Source organism: Candidatus Kurthia intestinigallinarum (assembly GCF_003991225.1).
Classification (GTDB): Bacteria; Bacillota; Bacilli; order Bacillales_A; family Planococcaceae; genus Kurthia; species Kurthia populi.
Genome location: NZ_JTFC01000031.1, coordinates 549,773 through 569,634, shown reverse-complemented (window position 1 = coordinate 569,634; position 19,862 = coordinate 549,773). Strand labels below are relative to the sequence as shown.

General features: G+C 37.8%; 19 protein-coding genes. 13 read left to right on the top strand and 6 right to left on the bottom strand.

Going from position 1 to position 19,862, the window contains the following annotated elements; all coding sequences use genetic code 11:
* Positions 1–95: 95 nt before the first annotated feature.
* Positions 96–1,472, top strand: a complete 1,377-nt coding sequence (gene mgtE, locus QI30_RS11415; protein WP_126990853.1) for a magnesium transporter — start codon at positions 96–98, stop codon at positions 1,470–1,472.
* Between the two features lie 143 nt (positions 1,473–1,615).
* Entirely contained in the window at positions 1,616–1,918 is a 303-nt protein-coding gene (locus tag QI30_RS11410; RefSeq protein ID WP_020189257.1) for a hypothetical protein, read from the top strand.
* Between the two features lie 88 nt (positions 1,919–2,006).
* Here the strand turns inward: QI30_RS11410 and QI30_RS11405 are convergent, their stop codons facing one another.
* The 3 genes from QI30_RS11405 to QI30_RS11395 form a co-directional block, all read right to left on the bottom strand.
* Positions 2,007–2,450 carry a GNAT family N-acetyltransferase gene (locus QI30_RS11405; RefSeq protein WP_020189258.1) on the bottom strand — a complete coding sequence of 148 codons (444 nt, stop codon included), beginning with the start codon at positions 2,448–2,450 and terminating at the stop codon, positions 2,007–2,009.
* Between the two features lies 1 nt (position 2,451).
* The gene (locus QI30_RS11400) at positions 2,452–2,964 is read right to left on the bottom strand and encodes a YjcG family protein (protein WP_020189259.1); all 513 of its coding nucleotides are present in this window, start codon (positions 2,962–2,964) and stop codon (positions 2,452–2,454) included.
* Positions 2,965–3,048: 84 nt separating this feature from the next.
* The gene (locus QI30_RS11395; protein WP_020189260.1) at positions 3,049–3,771 is read right to left on the bottom strand and encodes an alpha/beta hydrolase; all 723 of its coding nucleotides are present in this window, start codon (positions 3,769–3,771) and stop codon (positions 3,049–3,051) included.
* Positions 3,772–3,878: 107 nt separating this feature from the next.
* Here QI30_RS11395 and QI30_RS11390 point away from each other — a divergent pair, with 107 nt between their 5' ends.
* The 5 genes from QI30_RS11390 to QI30_RS11370 all read left to right on the top strand — a co-directional run bounded on the left by QI30_RS11390 (position 3,879) and on the right by QI30_RS11370 (position 8,041).
* Positions 3,879–4,424, top strand: a complete 546-nt coding sequence (locus QI30_RS11390; protein WP_020189261.1) for a phosphatidylglycerophosphatase A family protein — start codon at positions 3,879–3,881, stop codon at positions 4,422–4,424.
* A gap of 70 nt (positions 4,425–4,494) precedes the next feature.
* Complete coding sequence (locus QI30_RS11385; protein WP_126990852.1) at positions 4,495–5,334, top strand: thermonuclease family protein; 840 nt, start codon at positions 4,495–4,497, stop codon at positions 5,332–5,334.
* Positions 5,335–5,441: 107 nt separating this feature from the next.
* Positions 5,442–6,014, top strand: a complete 573-nt coding sequence (locus QI30_RS11380; RefSeq protein WP_126990851.1) for a histidine phosphatase family protein — start codon at positions 5,442–5,444, stop codon at positions 6,012–6,014.
* Positions 6,015–6,405: 391 nt separating this feature from the next.
* A complete protein-coding gene (locus QI30_RS11375; RefSeq protein WP_020189264.1) occupies positions 6,406–7,026 on the top strand; it encodes a DUF47 domain-containing protein in 621 nt (206 codons plus the stop codon).
* A 16-nt stretch (positions 7,027–7,042) separates the two neighbouring features.
* Positions 7,043–8,041 (top strand): inorganic phosphate transporter, encoded by a 999-nt coding sequence (locus QI30_RS11370; RefSeq protein ID WP_020189265.1) that lies wholly within the window; start codon positions 7,043–7,045, stop codon positions 8,039–8,041.
* A gap of 228 nt (positions 8,042–8,269) precedes the next feature.
* Here QI30_RS11370 and QI30_RS11365 read toward each other — a convergent pair whose 3' ends face one another.
* Positions 8,270–8,692: an Ohr family peroxiredoxin gene (locus tag QI30_RS11365; RefSeq protein WP_020189267.1), complete on the bottom strand. Its 423-nt coding sequence runs from the start codon at positions 8,690–8,692 to the stop codon at positions 8,270–8,272.
* A gap of 154 nt (positions 8,693–8,846) precedes the next feature.
* Here QI30_RS11365 and QI30_RS11360 point away from each other — a divergent pair, with 154 nt between their 5' ends.
* A complete protein-coding gene (locus QI30_RS11360; RefSeq protein WP_126990850.1) occupies positions 8,847–10,223 on the top strand; it encodes an aldehyde dehydrogenase in 1,377 nt (458 codons plus the stop codon).
* A gap of 41 nt (positions 10,224–10,264) precedes the next feature.
* Here QI30_RS11360 and QI30_RS11355 read toward each other — a convergent pair whose 3' ends face one another.
* A complete protein-coding gene (locus QI30_RS11355) occupies positions 10,265–11,854 on the bottom strand; it encodes a two-component system sensor histidine kinase NtrB (protein WP_233600572.1) in 1,590 nt (529 codons plus the stop codon).
* A gap of 131 nt (positions 11,855–11,985) precedes the next feature.
* On the opposite strand from QI30_RS11355, the gene QI30_RS11350 reads away from it, so the two are divergent.
* The 5 genes from QI30_RS11350 to QI30_RS11330 all read left to right on the top strand — a co-directional run bounded on the left by QI30_RS11350 (position 11,986) and on the right by QI30_RS11330 (position 18,370).
* Positions 11,986–13,044 carry a M42 family metallopeptidase gene (locus QI30_RS11350; RefSeq protein ID WP_020189270.1) on the top strand — a complete coding sequence of 353 codons (1,059 nt, stop codon included), beginning with the start codon at positions 11,986–11,988 and terminating at the stop codon, positions 13,042–13,044.
* A gap of 4 nt (positions 13,045–13,048) precedes the next feature.
* Entirely contained in the window at positions 13,049–14,521 is a 1,473-nt protein-coding gene (locus QI30_RS11345) for a UDP-N-acetylmuramoyl-L-alanyl-D-glutamate--2,6-diaminopimelate ligase (RefSeq protein ID WP_126990849.1), read from the top strand.
* A 143-nt stretch (positions 14,522–14,664) separates the two neighbouring features.
* Positions 14,665–15,915: a LysM peptidoglycan-binding domain-containing protein gene (locus tag QI30_RS21170; protein ID WP_126990848.1), complete on the top strand. Its 1,251-nt coding sequence runs from the start codon at positions 14,665–14,667 to the stop codon at positions 15,913–15,915.
* A gap of 196 nt (positions 15,916–16,111) precedes the next feature.
* The gene (locus QI30_RS11335; RefSeq protein ID WP_020189273.1) at positions 16,112–17,686 is read left to right on the top strand and encodes a peptide chain release factor 3; all 1,575 of its coding nucleotides are present in this window, start codon (positions 16,112–16,114) and stop codon (positions 17,684–17,686) included.
* 138 nt (positions 17,687–17,824) lie between these two features.
* Entirely contained in the window at positions 17,825–18,370 is a 546-nt protein-coding gene (locus QI30_RS11330; RefSeq protein WP_126990847.1) for an NADPH-dependent FMN reductase, read from the top strand.
* A gap of 137 nt (positions 18,371–18,507) precedes the next feature.
* On the opposite strand, the gene QI30_RS11325 is transcribed toward QI30_RS11330, so the two are convergent.
* Complete coding sequence (locus QI30_RS11325) at positions 18,508–19,854, bottom strand: hypothetical protein (protein ID WP_126990846.1); 1,347 nt, start codon at positions 19,852–19,854, stop codon at positions 18,508–18,510.
* Positions 19,855–19,862: the final 8 nt, after the last annotated feature.

Here is a 19,862-nt window from a genome sequence, read left to right as displayed (position 1 = left end):
AAAAACGCGTATTTTTAGGGAGTTAACAAACGAGGAGGAAAATGTTAGTATTAGCCTTGTTCAAAGAAACGTGTTATCCGAAAGGAGGGGACAATATGGTAGAAGAGCTAAAGGACCGTCAAGAAGAAGCATTTGATGAAGCGCGCTTGATTTCACTTTTGACAGAAGGAGAAATTGTGCTGTTTCGCGAAGAATTTTTAGACCTTCACCCATACGATCAAGGTCAATTTTATGAAAGGGTGGAGCCTGATATACGTCAGATCATCTATCAATATTTGTCCCCAAAAGAATTGGCAACGATTTTTGAGGCGATTGAGTTAGATGATGAGGAATACCCAATCTTTATCGCAGAAATGGAGCCAAGCTATGCGGCAGAAATGCTATCGGAAATGTATACCGATGATGCTGTCGACGTATTAAATGAGCTGGACCAAGACCAAACAAGTCATTTTTTAAAAATGATGGACTCAGAATCTGCACAAGACATTCGAGAATTATTACATTATGAAGAAGATACAGCAGGTGCCTTAATGACGACAGAATATGTTGCCGTTGCAGAGAACTCGACCGTTCGCTCAGCGATGACGATTTTGCGTAATGCCGCACCTGATGCAGAAATGATTTATTATATTTTCGTGGTAGACGACCGCAATCGATTGACGGGCGTTTTGTCATTAAGAGATTTAATTGTGGCGTCAGAAGATACGCTTATTCGAGACATTCGAAACGAGCGTGTCGTGAGCGCACAAGTAACAGATGACCAAGAGGATGTCGCACAAGTGATGCGTGATTATAACTTTGTGGCGTTACCAGTTGTTAATTCACGCAATGAAATTTTAGGGATTATTACCGTCGATGATATTATCGATGTTATCGATGAAGAAGCGGGCGAGGATTACTCAAAACTTGCCGGGGTATCTGATATGGAAACCTTCGATAAAAGTCCTTTTTCAGCGGCAAAAAAACGATTGCCTTGGCTTGTTTGTTTATTATTTTTAGGCATGATTACGGCCAATTTAATCGATTTATTTACCGGCACTTTAGCAAAAGTCGCGTTACTTGCAGCATTTATTCCACTGATTGGCGGTACATCCGGAAATAGTGGTACGCAGGCACTAGCCGTTGCTGTTCGTGGTATTGCGACAGGGGATGTCGAAGAAGAAAGTAAAATGAAACTTGTCATTCGAGAGCTGCTTACGGGTATTATTATGGGGCTTGTATGTGGTGTCATTGCGCTTGGTATCGTATTCTTCTGGCAACATGAGCTACTTCTTGGCGCGCTTGTCGGTGTTGCCATTTGCTGCTCGATTGTTGTTGCAACCGTTGCGGGAACATTGATTCCATTAGTGATGGACCGCATGAAAATTGACCCTGCTGTTGCATCCGGTCCATTTATTACGACATTAAATGATATTACAAGTATTTTAATTTATTTAGGTATCGCAACTTTATTCATAGATAAGTTGATGTGATAAAAAACACAGGAAAGTATTGAGAAATATACTTTCCTGTGTTTTTTTATTTCCTTAGAACTAATAATGAAAAATGGAACATAGACCTAGTTTGTAAAACCTCTTCAGAAGGAATAATAAATTACAGAAAGGAGGTAGTTAGTATGGGCTATATTTTACCGACCACACCGTTGCAGTATGCGGATTATGCTAATCGTTTAGCTTTGAAAGATCAGCGTTTTACTTATATTGAAGGGGTGCAAGCAGTAGAGGCACAGCAGCGTTTTCATGCGGAGGTACGCAGACAGCAAGAGCGCTTGTTGATGAAGCAAGAGCGTGAAAAACGCCGTCAGCATATTCCCGTTCCTACTGCTACCTCTACAGAAGAAGTAGTCAGGTATCGACCAAAACCAATGTCGACGGCAGAAATTGTTGGCAAAGGCTTTGTTATCAATGCATATGCATAATTATATATGCCTGTAGCGGGTTGCTACAGGTTTTTCTATGCGCAAAAAAGGCAGGAATCGTTACTAAACGATTTCTGCCTTTGCATGTTTAAATTTCTTTTTCAATCGCACGATGCGGAATATAATTATCCATAAACTCGGGCGATGTGACGCGAAATCCTTGCTTTTCATAAAAGGGAATCGCATGAATTTGTGCATGGATTTTAATTAAAGAGACATTCGGGAAATTTTCACGGATAAATGCTTCGATTGTCTGCATCATTTGGACACCAATTTGCTTACGTCTAAATTTCGGTAGTACCGAAAGACGTTCGACTTTTACGCTGTATGATTTCTCATCAACGATAATTCGACTTGCTGCGATTGGTGACTCATTATAATAAGCAACAATATGTGTCGCAATTTTATCGAGGTCATCCATTTCAAGTGGCAATGGAAGTCCTTGTTCTTTAACGAATACCTCTTTTCGAATAAAAAAGGCATCTTCTTTTTCTTGCTCAGATTGTGCGATTTTGACAATGACATCTTGCAAATTACTCACCTCGTAAACGGTACGTTTCGTAAACTGACCAAGAACCATTTTCTAGTTGGTAAAGTAAATGAATGCGGCTAATTGTTTCTGTGAAATCGATATTTCCCATCCCAATTTGACCGAAAATGTCATCGTGCTCACTAGCAGATAGCCCTTGTGCTAATGTAATATGTGGCACAAATTTATGTGGTGGTTGACCACCAAAAGGCTCTTTATATAGCAGTTCATGGATGTTTTCTAGCTCAGGTGTTGGATCGATTTTTAGATAAATCGCATTTGTAACAGGTGAGAATGAACTCGCTTTTCCAATATGAATTTCAAACGGTTTTAACTGACTAGCTGATTCATGCAGTTGTTCTGCAAGCTCTTGTAACGTTGTGTCGTTGGCCTCACCAGCTGAGCGCAATGTAATATGCGGCGGAATCTGTGCGTAGTGTGAGTCATAACGTTTGCGATAAGAGTTCGCAAAATCTTGTAATTCTTTTGATGGAAAAGCAACAATACCATAATTCATGAAAAAAGCCTCCTTAAAATAACAGTTATCGTAATTTTTAGTATAACAGAAAAACGGCGAAAAATTTAGCGAGAGCATAGGGAATTACAGCAAAAAGTTTTGTATGAAGGCGCGGTGTAGGTCAGGCTGCCACGTTTTCCACGTATGGTCACCTTCTAATTCGATATAATACAAATTAAATTCACGTGCCACCATTAGTGCATGTAGCTCGCGGTTAGGCGTTAGAAAATCTTTTATTTTATGGTCAGTTGTGCGCACTTCTGTTTCTTTTTTGCCAATTGCATGATAGATTGTATAGTCCTGAACGTTTTGTACATTCCGAACAATTTCCATTACTTCTTCATTGACATAAGGAGAATGCATAATGACATGGTGGAATGTTTCAGGATGACGAAGTGCTGCAAGTAGTGAAATGGTTGCGGCTTGTGAATCGCCTATTAATGTACGAGCTTCTGGCGCATCTTCGGTTGAATAATTGTCGTCTAAATAAGGAATGAGCTCCTTTGTTAGAAATGTTAGATAGGCCTCATGTTTAATGCCACTAGGTAAATATTTATCGCGGCGGTCTTGGACACTTTTATAAGGAATTGCGACAAAAATGGTGTCTTCGATATCACCATTTTCAATCAATTCGTTCATGACTCCTGAAACACGACCAAGCTGGATATAATCTTTGCCATCTGCAGCAATAATGACAGGATAGCTCATCATTGGGGTGTAGTCTGCAGGTAAATAAATATAAATTGTTAGTTCTTCAGCTAACGAATCGCTGTAAAATGAAAATTCTTTGATGGTACCAGTTTCCACGAAAGAAACCTCCTTTATCAATTGTAGGAGAATTGTATCATACAATCATAGTAAGTTATAATAGGAAGCATTGAGATAAATGCAACATAGAAAGAAGGAATTAATTTATGTTTAATCGCGCGTTAAAAGTACCGTCTAAAGAAGTAACAGAAGCCACATATAAGGCGCTTGAACGTCGTGGTGTGACTGTACGGGATATCGCCGAAATTGTCTATACTGTGCAAGCACCGTATAGTAAAGGCCTGACAATCGAGCACTGTGATCAATCGGTGCATAAAGTATTAGGGAAACGTGAAATTCAGCACGCTGTTTTAGTCGGCATTGAACTAGATGAATTAGCGGAAAAAGGCTTATTATCACAGCCATTACAGCAACTAATTGTTTCAGATGAAAGTTTATTTGGAATCGATGAAACGATTGCGGTTGGAGCAGCACAATCATATGGTAGTATTTCACTGACGACATATGGCCATTTAGATAAAGAAAAAATCGGTATCATTAATAAATTAGATGTCAAAGATGGTGATAAGGTTCATACATTTTTAGATGATTTAGTCGGTAGTATTGCAGCGGCGGCATCATCACGTTTAGCACACCAAATTCGTGATTTAGAAGAACGTGGCGAGACATTGCCACAATATGAATTCGTTTAAAACGCAAGGGTTGCATTGTCAGCCCTTTTTTTATTCGTTAAAATAAACGGAGTGAGAGGGAGGACGTTATATGAAAAAAATAATAGGATTATTCGTGGCAGCTGCGCTATTTGTATTAGCAGGTTGTACAGAACCGAACACGTTGACATCATCAACTACGGGTTCAAACGAACAAAAAATAGTAGGCGAACAAGTGGAAGTTGTTAGTGTCATGGATGGCGACACAATGAAGGTAAAGTATGATGGTAAAGTATCGAGCGTGCGTTTTTTATTAATTGATGCACCAGAAATGTATCATAAACAGCTCGGAGAACAGCCGTTTGGGAAAGAAGCCCAAAAGCGAAATCGTGATTTAATTAATAACGCGGAAGTAGTGTCACTTGAGTTTGATAAAACGGGTGACAAAAAAGATAAATACGGTCGTTTATTAGCATATGTTTATGTGGACGGTAAAAGTGTACAGGAGCAGTTAATTAAAGAGGGACTTGTACGTGTAGGCTATGTTTACAACAAACAAGCTGCACATTTAGATGATTATTATAAGGCGCAGGATGAAGCGAAAGCAGCGAATCGCGGGATTTGGCAATATCCAGGCTATGTTACAAATCGCGGCTTTGTAAAATCAAAAGTGCCAGGCTGGTCAGCAGGACAAAATCCAGATAAAAATGGCTCATTAGAAAAATCTGTATCAACAAATAAAGCAACTCAAGCACAATCTAAAACAACATCTTCAACAAATAATTCATCAACGAAATCAGATGAGGCTTGTACAATTAAAGGAAATATTAATGCCAAGGGTAATAAAAATTACTTCCTTCCAGGCACAAATAATTACGATAATGTACAAGAAGAAAAAATGTTTTGTAGCGAAGAAGAAGCACAAAAAGCAGGATTTAAAAAAGGCTCATAATCAACAAATAGCGTTCTCTTTAGAGAGCGCTATTTTCATATGAAAAGATGCCTGAATTCCAATTTTTGTGTTACTATGAAGTGACTAAACAAATGGGGTGGAAAGCGATGACAAAGGTCTATGTAGTACGACATGGCGAGACGGATTGGAATCGCCAAGGCCGCTTACAAGGGGCAACAGATATACCATTAAATACGAGTGGCATTGCTCAGGCGACCGCATGTAGAAATTATTTTCATGACAATAAAGCAGTCGCTATTTTTACGAGCCCCCTGAAACGTGCTTCGGATACGGCCGCGATTATAAATGAGCCATTTCAGTTACCAATTACCCAATTATCAGCGTTTCAAGAGCGTGCATTTGGCCAAGCGGAGGGGATGACGTATGAAGAACGTTCAAAAGTGTATCCTAGAAAAAATTATCCGGGCCAGGAATCATTTTCACATTTTATTGCACGCTTAAAAGAAGGTTTACGTATTATCGAACAGCAATATCCGAACGATGCTGTTATTTTAGTGGCACATGGTGCAGTTATTCATAATTTATTTCAAATTGTTGAAAACGATGATCTGTTCCCGCAAAATGCAAGGCTATCTAATGGAGGCATTAGTACGATGTATACAAAAGATAGCAAGTGGTGGCTTGGAAAGTACAATGAAACCCATCATTTAATGGTATAACTCCTTAAAAAGAGCAGTCTCATGAGCAATGTGAGCTGCTTTTTTTGTTGAAAATTAGTTTGTAAATTGTAAAAGGCGAAATGTCATGAAAAAACGGGTATACTGTTTGAAAAGACATTCATATTATCTTTTTAAAGTCTTATTCAGCTATTTTGTGAGGAATAATACTAAATTTACCAACATTTTTTCCAAAAAATGAACGGTAATATTACAGAATTGTAAATATTGCATTAAGTAATGTAAATTTCAAAGCAACGGAATTAAAAAATTGTTAAGATGACTAAGGCAAGCGACAAAAGCTAGAGGGCTACGCCGTTGAACTAGGAAATACGAGGCTGTAAACAGCTTCATTTTTATAAAAAAGAAAACACACAAGCTCTAGGAGGAACTTATGTTTAATCGAAAAAAAGACGATCCATTCTTTAACAAATTAGCGGAAATTGCAGTGAATGTTCAAAAAGGTTTACACTTCGCAAATGATTTCCACATCCATAACAAAGAAGATCTAGCTGAGATTAGCAAGCAGATGAAACAATATGAAACAGATGGTGATAAGTTAATTCATGAATTAATCGTGATGTTAAACAAATCATTTATGACGCCAATCGAGCGTGAAGATATTTTACAACTTGCGAACAGCATGGATGATGTATTAGACGGTATGGAAGAATGTATCGCCCACTTTGACATGTTTGGTATTGTTGAAGCAGATGATTCGATGAACAGATTCGTAGAAAATATCGTAGCAAGCTCAGATGAAATTGTGTTAGCAATGGAGAAATTGCAAAACAAAAAATTAGTTGAGATGCGCGAAAATGCTATTAAAATTAAAGATTACGAATCAAAATGTGATGAAGTATTACGAAAATCAATCAAGCAACTGTTCTTACACGAAACAGATCCAATTCGTATTATTCAGTATAAGGATATTTACGAACAACTTGAAGATATCGCGGATGATTGCCAAACAGTAGCCAATACTATGGAAACAATCATCATGCGAAATGCATAAGAGGCAGGCTGATTAGATGGATACACTAATACTTTTAACGCTTTTGGTCGTTGTCTTTGCACTTGCATTTGACTTCATTAACGGCTTCCATGACACAGCAAATGCCATTGCTACATCGGTTTCAACACGTGCGTTACCACCAAAAACAGCTGTAATTATGGCAGCAATCATGAACTTTGTTGGTGCGATTACATTCACAGGTGTAGCGAAGGCGATTACGAAAGATATTGTTGACCCATTTGCTCTTCAAAATGGGACGCTCGTTATTTTAGCAGCATTAATTGCCGCAATTGCATGGAACTTAATTACATGGTACTTCGGGATTCCATCAAGTTCATCTCATGCAATTATCGGTTCGATTGCGGGTGCCGCAATTGCCGCAGCAGGTTTTGGTATTTTAAACTACGAAGGCTTCATTAAAATTTTACAAGCGTTACTTCTATCTCCGTTTATCGCGATTGCGGTCGGATTCTTGATGATGTCACTCTTTAAAGTTATATTTAAGGGCTTTAATTTATATAAAACGAATAAAGGCTTCCGTACAGTACAAATTGGTACGGCAGCATTACAAGCTTTCACGCATGGTACAAACGATGCGCAAAAAGCAATGGGTATCATTACAATGGCTTTAATTGCTGCAGGTATGCAATCAGATGATGAGGTACAGGAATGGGTACGTTTTGCCTGTGCGCTTGCAATGGGTCTAGGTACGTCAATTGGTGGTTATAAAATCATCAAAACAGTTGGTGGTAAAATCATGAAAATTCGTCCAGTAAATGGTGTAGCAGCTGACCTTTCATCTGCTTCAATCATTTTCGGTGCGACATTGATTCATTTGCCAGTATCAACGACACATGTTATTTCTTCAGCTATCATGGGTGTTGGTGCAGCACAACGTGTGAAAGGCGTAAAATGGGGCGTTGCTCGTAAAATCGTCTTAACATGGATTATTACATTACCAATCTCAGCAACATTAGCAGGATTAATTTACTTGCTATTAAATTTATTTGTCTAAATAAAATAAGGACGTTCACATTGAAATTACAGTGTGAACGTCCTTTTTATATATGTGCATACGATTTTAGACAAAATAAAATGGCGGGAGCTCATCTTCCCGCCGAAAAAAACAAACTCGCTCCAGCATCCGGCTGTTATGAGCGAGTAAGTCTGCTATTCAAAAAAGAATAGCAATAGGTTTGGCACCTAGTATTTAATTATACAGATGTTTTAAAAAAATGCAACATTAAATTTGTGCTTGTGTAATAATTTCTACATCGATATTGTCACGTGTTGCTTTAGAGTATGGACAATTTTGATGGGCAGTAGCCGTAAGTTCCTCACCAACTTCTTGGGATACACCTTGAATATCAACAACTAGAATGACACCAATTTTAAAACCACCATCATTTTCATCTGATTGTAGGCTAACTTTTGCTGTGACGGTAGAGTCGATTTTATGGCCGGCTTTTTTCGCTGCTAAGTTGAGCGCACCATCATAGCAGGCTGCATAACCTGCTGCAAATAGTTCTTCAGGATTTGTTTTTGAAGGATCTTTATCTTTCGCTGGATTTGTGAGGTCGATGTTAATTGAACCGGTATTTGATTCAACATGACCTTCTCGTCCATTTTTCGCTGTTGCTTGTGAAGTAAAGAATACTGTCATCATTCATCATCCTTTCTCGTCGTTATTTATTAGCTTTCCTCCTTTTGGGATGTCTTAAACCGTTTTATTTGGAATAATTTGAGAAGGTACGAATGGAAGAGAAGCGTGGAAAAGTGATACAATTCAACTAATAGTGAAGTGAAGGGGGAAACAACACGTGGAACATATTGAACATTTAATTGACGAACAACGCCGATATTTTGATAGTGGTGCAACGCGTTCATTAGCTTTTCGAAAAGACCAATTGAAAAAACTGAAGAAGGCCATTTCTAGTAATGAGAAAAAGATTACCGAAGCGTTATATCGAGATTTACACAAAAGTGACTTTGAAGCTTTTGCAACAGAAATTGGTATTCTTTACGATTCGATTAGTTTCGCACTGAAAAACTTAGAGGAATGGATGCATCCTGTAACAGCATCTACACCAATTCAATTTCAACCAGGGAAAAGCTTTATCGTACGCGAACCATATGGCGTGACCTGTATTATTGGGCCATTTAACTATCCATTCCAATTAGTCATGGAGCCGTTAGTAGGCGCAATTATGGGCGGCAATACAGCGATTGTGAAGCCGGCTGAAACAGCGCCATACACAGCGATGATCGTTCGCCAAATTTTAGAGGAAACATTTGACCGTGAATATGTGGCTGTTGTAGAAGGTGAGAAAGAAGTAGTGCAAGGATTAATTCATGCAGAATTTGACTTTATTTTCTTTACTGGGAGCGTCGCAGTCGGCAAAATTGTCGCTGCTGCCTGTGCAGAGCGCCTGACGCCATATGCCCTTGAGTTAGGTGGTAAAAGTCCGGCTATCGTTGATCAAACAGCTAATTTAGAGGTGGCTGCAAAACGTCTTGCATGGGGTAAATTCACAAATGCCGGTCAAACATGTGTGGCACCAGATTATGTGCTTGTGCATGAATCAGTAAAGGTACCATTTTTACGTCAATTGAAAAAAACGCTGACAAAATTTTACGGCAAAGACCCCCAAAATTCAAAAGACTTCGGTCGGATTATTAACACACGTCAATTTGACCGATTAAGCGCATTGCTACAGCAAATGCAGAGTGAGGTATTGATTGGTGGCCAACAAGATCCTGAAGACCTGTACATCGCTCCTACTGTTTTACAAGATGTAAAATGGAATAGTCCGATTATGGAAGATGAAATTTTTGGCCCGATTATGCCGATTTTAGTGTACGAAGATTTAGAAACGGCAATCCGTTTAATTAAAAAGAAACCAAAACCACTTGCAGCGTACCTATTCTCTGAGTCTGATAAGGCTGTTGATTATTTCTTAGAAAACTTACCATTTGGTGGCGGTTGCATTAATGATACGATTACACATGTTGGCTCACTACATTTACCATTTGGTGGGGTAGGTGAATCGGGTATGGGAAATTATCATGGCCGCGCAAGCTTTGACTGTTTCACACATCCAAAATCAATTTTGAAACGTTCAACAAAACTCGCAAATAATGTATTATTCCCACCGTATAAAAAGAAAGTCGCATTAGTAAAAACAATTATGCGCTAACTAAAAAACACTTCCAGAGAATACTACCTGGAAGTGTTTTTTTAATTGTTATAAAAAATTGTGCTGAGTGGTAATAGAATTGTAAATTCCGTACCTACACCATATGTGCTTTTAATTTTAATATCTCCTTTATGCTCATGAATGATTTTTTCAGTAATCATCATGCCAAGACCTGTTCCTTTTTCTTTCGTTGTATAGAATGGTTGGAAAATGTTATCAACAACGTCTTTTTTCATACCAATGCCGTTGTCTGAAATTTTTACAACGACGTGCGTAGTAGTGGTTGTCATCGCAAAATCGATATGACCTTCTGCTTCAATGGCTTCAATCGCATTTTTGAAAATATTAATAAACACCTGTTTAATTTGGTTAGCATCCCCTTTGATAATAGCATTTGGTGCATCCCAAACCTCATGAATTGTAATGTTTTTAACATCCATTTCAAGTTTAAAGAGCGCAAGCATATCTTGTAGTATATGCTCAATATTAAAATCTTTTGCATCTTGGGCATGTGGTTTAGATAGCACTAAGAATTCGCTAATAATTAAATTAATACGGTCAATCTCAGATTTAATTAATTTCGTATAGTAAGTATAGGGCGAATTGACATCTTCATTCATCATTTGAACGAAGCCTGAAATAACGGATAGTGGATTTTTCACTTCATGCGCAACACCCGCTGCAATTTCACCCGCCACTTTTAATTTTTCAGACTGCACACGTAATTCCTCCGCTTCCTTACGATACGAAACATCACGTGTAATAACGGACGTCGCAATAACTTGTCCATTTGCATCGAAAATAGGTGACAATGTTACTTCAGCATCAAAAATAGTGCCATCTTTTTTCATATCTTTTGTTTGGAGTAAGTCAAAGCTTTCACCAGCGACCATATTCGTAATACGTTTTTTCGAAGCTTCATAATAATCTGGCGGAACCATCGGAATTTGTTGACCGATGCTTTCTTCTAAGGACCAGCCATAGAGCTTTACAAAAGCGGGATTGGCGGCAATGACTTTATTATCTAAATCAAAAACAGCAATGCTATCTTTTGCGTTCTCAAAAAACAATTTTAAATAGCCTTCTTTTGATTCAAACTCTTTTTCCATTGAAACATTTTTTCGTTCGATTGATCGATTTGATGCGTGTAAATACAGTGCTTGAACGAGGCTAAACGTAATAAGAAATAAAATTGAGATGAGGAGCCAAAAGAGTTGCTCGCTAGATAAGGCGCGCCATAGCTCTGGAAATAACCAATACGTTAACAAACCAGTTTCAAGAAACGTCACAATGAGCATGACAACGTTGAGTATGAATGAAAAATAAAGCGAAATAAGCAATAAGTCAAAAATTAGGAATAAAACGTAAAAAGGATTATCGGTATTAATTAGTGTCACGACACCCGTTATATTTAATAAAAGAATGATAAGAGCAGCATTTAAAGGCTCGCTTAATTTTTTTGTTGCAAAAATAATCGAAAAAATACCGCCGATTATAACAAAAATAATTGGAGCGGCAAGTGGATAATCTAGTCCACGAATCATACATAGAAATGTAAATAAAAACATGCCAAGTGTATAAAGAAATAGCAAGAATTGATTTCTTCTACGTAAACTAGTAGAGTTCTTCATAAAGACACCTCGAATACTTGATGATACTATCATACCATGATTTCTCTCTGTCGGAAAAAGGCATATTTTGATATGATGGAAGAATATATTTACGCCTTTCTACTATTTAAAAATAAAGGAGATTTTCTACTGTGCAAATTTTTAATGAAAAAGAAACCATTCAACTATTAGAAACGTTAACAAATACACCAAGTCCATCGGGTTATACGACCAAAATCATGAAATTGATGGCGAGTATGCTAGATGACATTGGTGTATCATATGTACAAACAAATAAAGGTGCGCTTATTGCGACTGTTAAAGGGAAAAATGATGACCGTCATCGTTTATTAACAGCGCACACGGATACATTAGGTGCCATGGTGAAGGAAGTAAAATCTTCTGGTCGCCTTGCATTATCAATGGTAGGTGGTTTCCGCTGGAATGCGGTAGAAGGTGAATATTGTACAATTCATACCGCACGAGGTGAAGCAATTCGTGGTACTATATTAATGCACGAAACATCTGTCCATGTTTACAGTGAAATGGGCACGTTACCACGCGACGAAAAGCATATTGAAGTACGTGTTGATGCGAAGACAACATCAGCAGAAGATACGCGTGCATTAGGTATTGAAGTAGGCGACTTTATTTCATTTGATAACCGTTTTGAGTTTACGGAATCAGGCTTTGTTAAATCTCGCCATTTAGATGACAAAGCGAGTACAACACTTCTTATTCAATTATTAAAATTGATTAAAAACGAGTCAATTGAACTCCCTTACACAACTCACTTTTATATTTCAAACAACGAAGAAATCGGTTACGGGGGAAATGCAAGCGTACCAGAGCAAACCGTAGAGTATATTGCAGTCGATATGGGTGCAATTGGCGATGGCCAACAATCTGATGAATATACGGTTTCAATTTGTGCGAAAGATTCTAGTGGTCCTTACCATTATGAATTGACTCGTCAGTTAGTAGCTCTTGCTAATGCCAATAATATTGAGTATAAGCTCGATATTTATCCACATTATGGTTCGGATGCATCGGCAGCAATTCGCGCAGGCTTTGATGTGCGCCATGCATTATTCGGTGCAGGCATTGAATCATCACATGCTTTTGAACGTACACATGTAGACTCTTTACGCCATACAGCTGCTTTATTATACGCTTATGTTACTTCTCCAATGATCGATGAGGAGGACTAATTTTATGCAAACTACAGAACTATTACATCGCTTAGCGCAAAAACGTATCGTCGGTACACTTCCAGAAGAAGTGCGTAATATGGCGATTGATTCACGTGCAGTAGAAGAAAAAACAATTTTTATTTGTATTAAGGGCTATACAGTAGATGGGCATGATTATGCACAACAAGCTGTTGATAGCGGCGCAACAGTCGTTGTTACCGAGCGCGAACTAGATTTAACAGGTGATGTGGCGCAAGTTATCGTCCGCAGTACAGATCGTACGCTAGGTATTTTAGCGGCGAAATTCTTTGACTACCCATCACAAGATTTAACAATGATTGGTGTTACAGGTACGAACGGTAAAACGACTGTATCGAATATGATTGAAAAAATGCTTCTTGGATTAGGTATTAAATCAGCATTAAAAGGAACAATTGGTTTTGATATTAATGGCACATTATATCAATCTTCAAATACAACAAGTGATGCACTTTCTACCCAACAAATGATTTTCCGTGCAAAATCAGAGCATTGTCGTGCGATGATTATGGAAGTCTCCTCACACGGTCTTGTATTAGGACGTGTAACAGGTATTGACTTTGATGTCGCGATTTTTACAAACCTCACGCAGGACCATTTAGATTTCCATGGAACAATGGAAAACTACGGGAATGCAAAAGGCATGTTATTCTCACAACTTGGCCAAGATTTAACAAAAGATAAACATGTCGTGTTAAACTCAGACGATGCTTGGAGCGAAAAATACGAAACGCTAACACCATTCCCGATTTGGCGCTATGCACTTCACGATGAGACAGCAGACTTCCGTGGTGTGGATATTACGTATCATAATGAACATACAGAATTCACGATGTTAACTCCTGAAGGCGAACGCCATGTGGAATTAAAATTATTAGGTGAATTTAACGTCTACAATGCACTTGCAGCCGTTGCAGCACTTTACGCAAAAGGCTATCCAATCGATGATGTTATCGAGCAATTAGAAAGCTTAACAGCGATTAAAGGTCGTATGGAACGTGTACCAACAGGTGATTTACCAATCGATATTTTCGTTGACTATGCACATACACCAGACGCAATTGAGAAAGCAATCGATGCCGCAATGCCATACAAAAAGAACAAGATGATTTTTGTGATTGGTACAGGTGGTAACCGTGATAAATCGAAACGTCCAGACATGGCACGTAAAGCGTCAAAAGCTGAATATGTTATATTAACAACAGATGATCCACGTTACGAAGCGTATGATTCAATTATGGGCGACCTTGAAAAAGGGATGGAACATAAAAATTATACATGTATCGGGGACCGTGAAGAAGCGGTGCGTCATGCTGTACAAATGTCTGAACCTGGGGATTTAATCCTCTTTGCAGGTAAAGGCCATGAAGATTATCAAATCATTGAAAACACAAAGTATCCGCATAGCGATGCCCAAATCGCTTTAGATGAAGCGGCAAAAAAATACGCTAAATAATTATTGTCGAAAAATGACATAAACATTACAATTATGTGATGTTTATGTCATTTTTTTAGTGTCCTACCCAATTTGAAACATTAATGGTATTCTAATGTTATCTAATAGTAACAGAAAAAGGTTATAGAGAAGGGAATAGTTACATGAATCAAAAAGGCAAATGGCTTGCAGCAGCAATGGCAACCGTTGTGACTACCGCAACACTTGCTTCAACTGTTCAGGCAACAACAGCTGTGCAAAAAGAATCAACAGTAAGCAACTTAACGGCAAATACAGCTGAGGAAAACACAAAAGTTTTAGCAAAAGCGAAAAGTGCAACAGCCACTGTCGAAAGTTTTATTGATCAAGTTTCACCAGATGTTGTGACGCTTTCTCAACAATATGGCATTTATGGCTCGGTTATGATGGCACAGGCGATTTTAGAAAGTAGTTATGGTCGAAGCGCGCTAGCTTCAGCACCAAATTATAACTTATTCGGCATTAAAGGTGACTATAACGGGCAATATGTGAATATGAAAACATTAGAAGATAACGGTAAGGGGCAGTACTACACAATCACAGCAAAATTCCGTAAATATCCTTCTTACAAAGAATCATTAGAAGATAATGCAAAAAAATTACGTTACGGTGTTAGCTGGAACGCAAAATATTATAGTAAAGCGTGGCGTGAAAACGCAAAAACATATAAAGACGCAACGAAAGCCTTAACAGGTACATATGCAACAGATACTCGTTACAACACAAAATTAAACGACTTAATCGCACGCTATGATTTAACACAATTCGATGCACCATTAACAACAGGTTCTACTAGCTCAAATACGACCGTGACACAAACAGGGAATTCGATTTCAAAAGGTACAACCTATGTTGTGAAAAAAGGTGATACGTTAACGAAAATCGCAAAAAAATATGGTACAACAGTGAAAAATCTAACAAGCTGGAATTCATTAAAAACGACAACGATTTTTGTTGGTCAAACCTTATATGTTTCAAAAACAGTACCTACAGTGGATGAAAAAGATACGTCATCGACAAATACGACTGTAACACCAGCAGGTAAAGATACATCAATTAATGTGACAGAAACGTCTAAAAAAGCGACAATTCATACAGTGAAAAAAGGCGATACGTTAACAAAAATTGCGAAAAAGTATGGTACGACTGTAACAAATTTAAAAAAATGGAATGGTTTAAAATCATCAACGATTAAAATTGGTCAAAAATTAAAATTAACAGCAAAAGCAAACATGACATACAAAGTAGTAAAAGGCGACACGTTAACAAAAATTGCGAAAAAGTATGGTACGACTGTAACGAATTTAAAAAAATGGAACGGTTTAAAATCATCAACGATTAAAATTGGCCAAGTGCTAAATGTTACAAAAGCGTAATTGTATGAAAGAGGATAGTGTATTCGAAGCACATCCTCTTTTTTCATGCTTTCATTTTTGATATACTTGATAAGTTAAGTAATAGAACACGAGCATTTGAATTTAAACTAATAGGTGATATCTTATGTAGGTGTACAAGTAGCAGTTATAAATTGAATGATTAATCGTATATTGATTTAAAATAAAGGAGAACAACATGACTACGAATTTAGAACAAGATATTCTTTCACGTCGTACCTTTGCCATTATCTCTCACCCCGATGCTGGTAAAACGACAATTACAGAAAAACTTTTATACTTCGGTGGCGCAATTCGCGATGCGGGTACTGTAAAAGGTAAAAAAACAGGGAAATTTGCGACATCTGACTGGATGGAAATCGAAAAACAACGTGGTATCTCAGTAACATCTTCTGTAATGCAATTTGATTACGATGGTTGCCGAGTTAACATTTTAGATACACCAGGGCACCAAGACTTTTCTGAGGATACGTATCGTACGTTAATGGCTGTCGATAGTGCAGTCATGGTTATTGATGCTGCGAAAGGGATTGAAGCACAAACGAAAAAACTTTTCCAAGTTTGTCGTATGCGTGGTATTCCTATTTTCACATTCATTAACAAATTAGACCGTCAAGGTAGAGAACCATTGGAACTAATTGAAGACTTAGAAGAAGTATTAGGTATCAATGCATATCCAATGAACTGGCCAATCGGTATGGGTAAAGAATTCTTAGGAATTTACGATCGTTATAATCGTCGTATTGAACAATTCCGTACGGAAGAAGAAGACCGCTTTATTCCATTAAATGATGAAGGAACAATTGATGTTGAAAATGATATGACAAAAACGTCTTATTATACACAAGCATTAGATGACATTTTATTATTAGACGAAGCAGGAAATGACTTCTCTGAAGAAGCGATTGAAAAAGGTCAATTAACACCTGTATTCTTCGGTTCTGCGTTAACAAACTTTGGTGTGCAAACATTTTTAGAAACATACTTAAAATTTGCGCCAGGGCCACAACCTCGTTTAACAGAACAAGAAACAATTGTAGAGCCAACAGATAAAGACTTCTCAGGTTTTGTATTTAAAATTCAAGCAAATATGAATCCAGCTCACCGTGACCGTATTGCCTTTGTACGTATCGTTTCTGGTAAGTTTACACGCGGTATGAATATTACGATGAACCGCACAGGCAAATCATTTAAAGTAACACAAGCAACAACATTTTTAGCGGATGATCGTGAAACAGCAAATGAAGCCGTAGCAGGGGATATTATCGGTTTATATGATACAGGGAACTACCAAATTGGTGATACAATCGTTGGTGGTAAAAAGAAATTCCAATTCGAAAAACTACCACAATTCACACCAGAGTTATTCGTACGTGTAAGTGCGAAAAACGTTATGAAACAAAAACACTTCCATAAAGGGATTGACCAGCTTGTACAAGAGGGTGCAATTCAGTACTATAAAACATTATTTACAGAAGACATCATTCTTGGTGCGGTTGGTCAATTACAATTTGAAGTATTTGAAAACCGAATGAAAAATGAATACAATGTGGATGTTATTATGGAACATATCGGCCAAAAAATGGCGCGCTGGATTCGTAATGAAGAAGTAATCAAAGATTCAATGACTGGTCCACGATCAATTTTAGTAAATGATCGTTTTGGCAATAAAGTATTCTTATTTGAAAACCAATTCGCGATGCGTTGGTTCGAAGATAAATATCCAGAAGTTGAGCTATATAGCTTACTATAAGTAAAAGAAGGTGCTTTCCTACTTAGGAAAGTATCTTTTTTTATGGTATTTTGACTTTTATAAGTCAAAATAATTGAAAAATATTACATGAAGCGATACAATCATCTTGAAATTGAGATAAAATGGAGGTCGTAAAGTATGAAAGTAGTAGGTATTGTAGGTTCAGTTCGCAAAGATTCATTAAATAAAGCACTCGCAAATTTTGTAGCAAAACAATTTGAGCATAAATTTGAAATGGAAGTACTGACATTGGAAAATATTCCTTTGTATAATCAAGATATTGAAAATGATGCACCTCAAGAAGTAAAAAGCTTTAAAGAAAAAGTAGCGGCAGCAGATGCAGTGATTTGGTTCACACCTGAGTATAATGGTACGATGCCAGGCGTTTTGGTAAATGCTATTGACTGGCTATCACGTGTTAATCGTGTAATGGTCGGAAAGCCATCATTAGTAATGGGGGCTTCAATGGGTGCATTAGGCACTGTAAAAGCACAAGCACATTTATATGATGTCTTACGCTCACCTGGTATTGACTCCCCATTTTTAGCTGGTGCAAACCAAGTGGTTGTTGGTGCAGCGCATACAAAATTTGATGAACAAGGCAATTTAACGGATGATAACACGGTGAATTTTTTAGACATGGTGACAACAAACTTTGTTGAATTCGTTGAAAAGAATAACTAAAAAGAGGCTAGGAGATACGTCTAAAAACAATCTCTCCTATGATCATAAGAAAAACCGGAATCGCGTAAAAGCGCGGTTCCGGTTTTTCGTTGCGAACGCTAAAAAAGGAACATGACATGTTTTGTCCCAATCTCATTTTAATTTTGTTCCATATTAATTTGTGTATTTAATTCACGCATATAATAGAGCTGCGCATAGGCAAAGTTATGCAGCTCTTTCGCATAAATCGTATCATTATTACTTGAGCTTTGACCAATTGTTGCGACTAAGCCATTGCTCTGAATAAGTTGTTCAATTTGCAAAAGCTGAGCTGTAATATGTGTACGGGGCTGATTACGCCAGAACAGTAAAATTTGTTGGTAATTAAAGCCGACCATACTATGCTGATTCGCCATGAGTAGATGGATTTGCTGTATCAGTTGTTGAAAGCGTGCATCCTTCTCATCGAGCGTATCAATGGTCATCACAGCACAATCGACATGATCGTGTTGTGCTAACCAATCATTGACAATTTGAAATACACCTTTAGCACGGTATGAGCCCATGGCATCATCAAATAGTTGGGTAGCCATCTTATCGCGCTTTACATGGCGCTGAACATTCAATGTTGTAATATCATCAATGCGCTGATGATATGTGTTCGTCGTTAGTGTTGTGAGGACATGATCCATTGCACTGGCGTACGTATCATCTGCACATGTTTTTGCTAATAGCAGATTTGCGTGGATCACGTTAACTAAATCAGCCATATGTGAGTTACGTAATAAAATCGCTAATGCTTGCTTTAAATACACCTTTGCTGCAAGTAGCTGCTGGTCTTGTTGTGCTAGTAGCGCTTTTAGACGATAGTATGTTGCTTGGTCACTCGCAAATGGCGTATAGCAAGGTTCTTCAATAATGGTTCGATTACGCTGTATATAGCGCTGTGCTAACGTAAGTTGTCCGTCATAAATAAGTGCTTCACTTAAATTCATTTCAATCCGCATCGCCAAAATAGGATGCTTGATATCATCGCTAAGATGGGCCATACCAATGAGTGCATATTGAATCGCATGGGAATAATCTTTTAATAGTGTTGCTGTATGACACGCGTTACTAAATGATTCGACGATTGCGAGCTGGTTCTTTTTTTTCAGGGCCATTCGACATGCTCGTTTTAGTACATACATTGATTGTTCGTAATAGCCTTGATAGTTATAAATAAACGTTAAATATAAATTTAAAAATAATTTGCTTTGCTCATCATCTAGCTCATGACAGAGGTATTCGTAGCGTTCAAAGAAGTGCAATAAAATTTCATATTGTCCTAAATTGGAACTAGCCATCATCATGTAGCGCAGCATGTGAAGCTCAACAAAATCATTTTTTTCTTCAGCAGCGAGTTGATAATAATGACATGCTTGGTTTTTTGCCTGTTCATAGGCACCTTCACAGAACAGTTGCTCAAGGGATTGAATGATTTTTTCATACTCTTTCGTTTGCATATAATCCC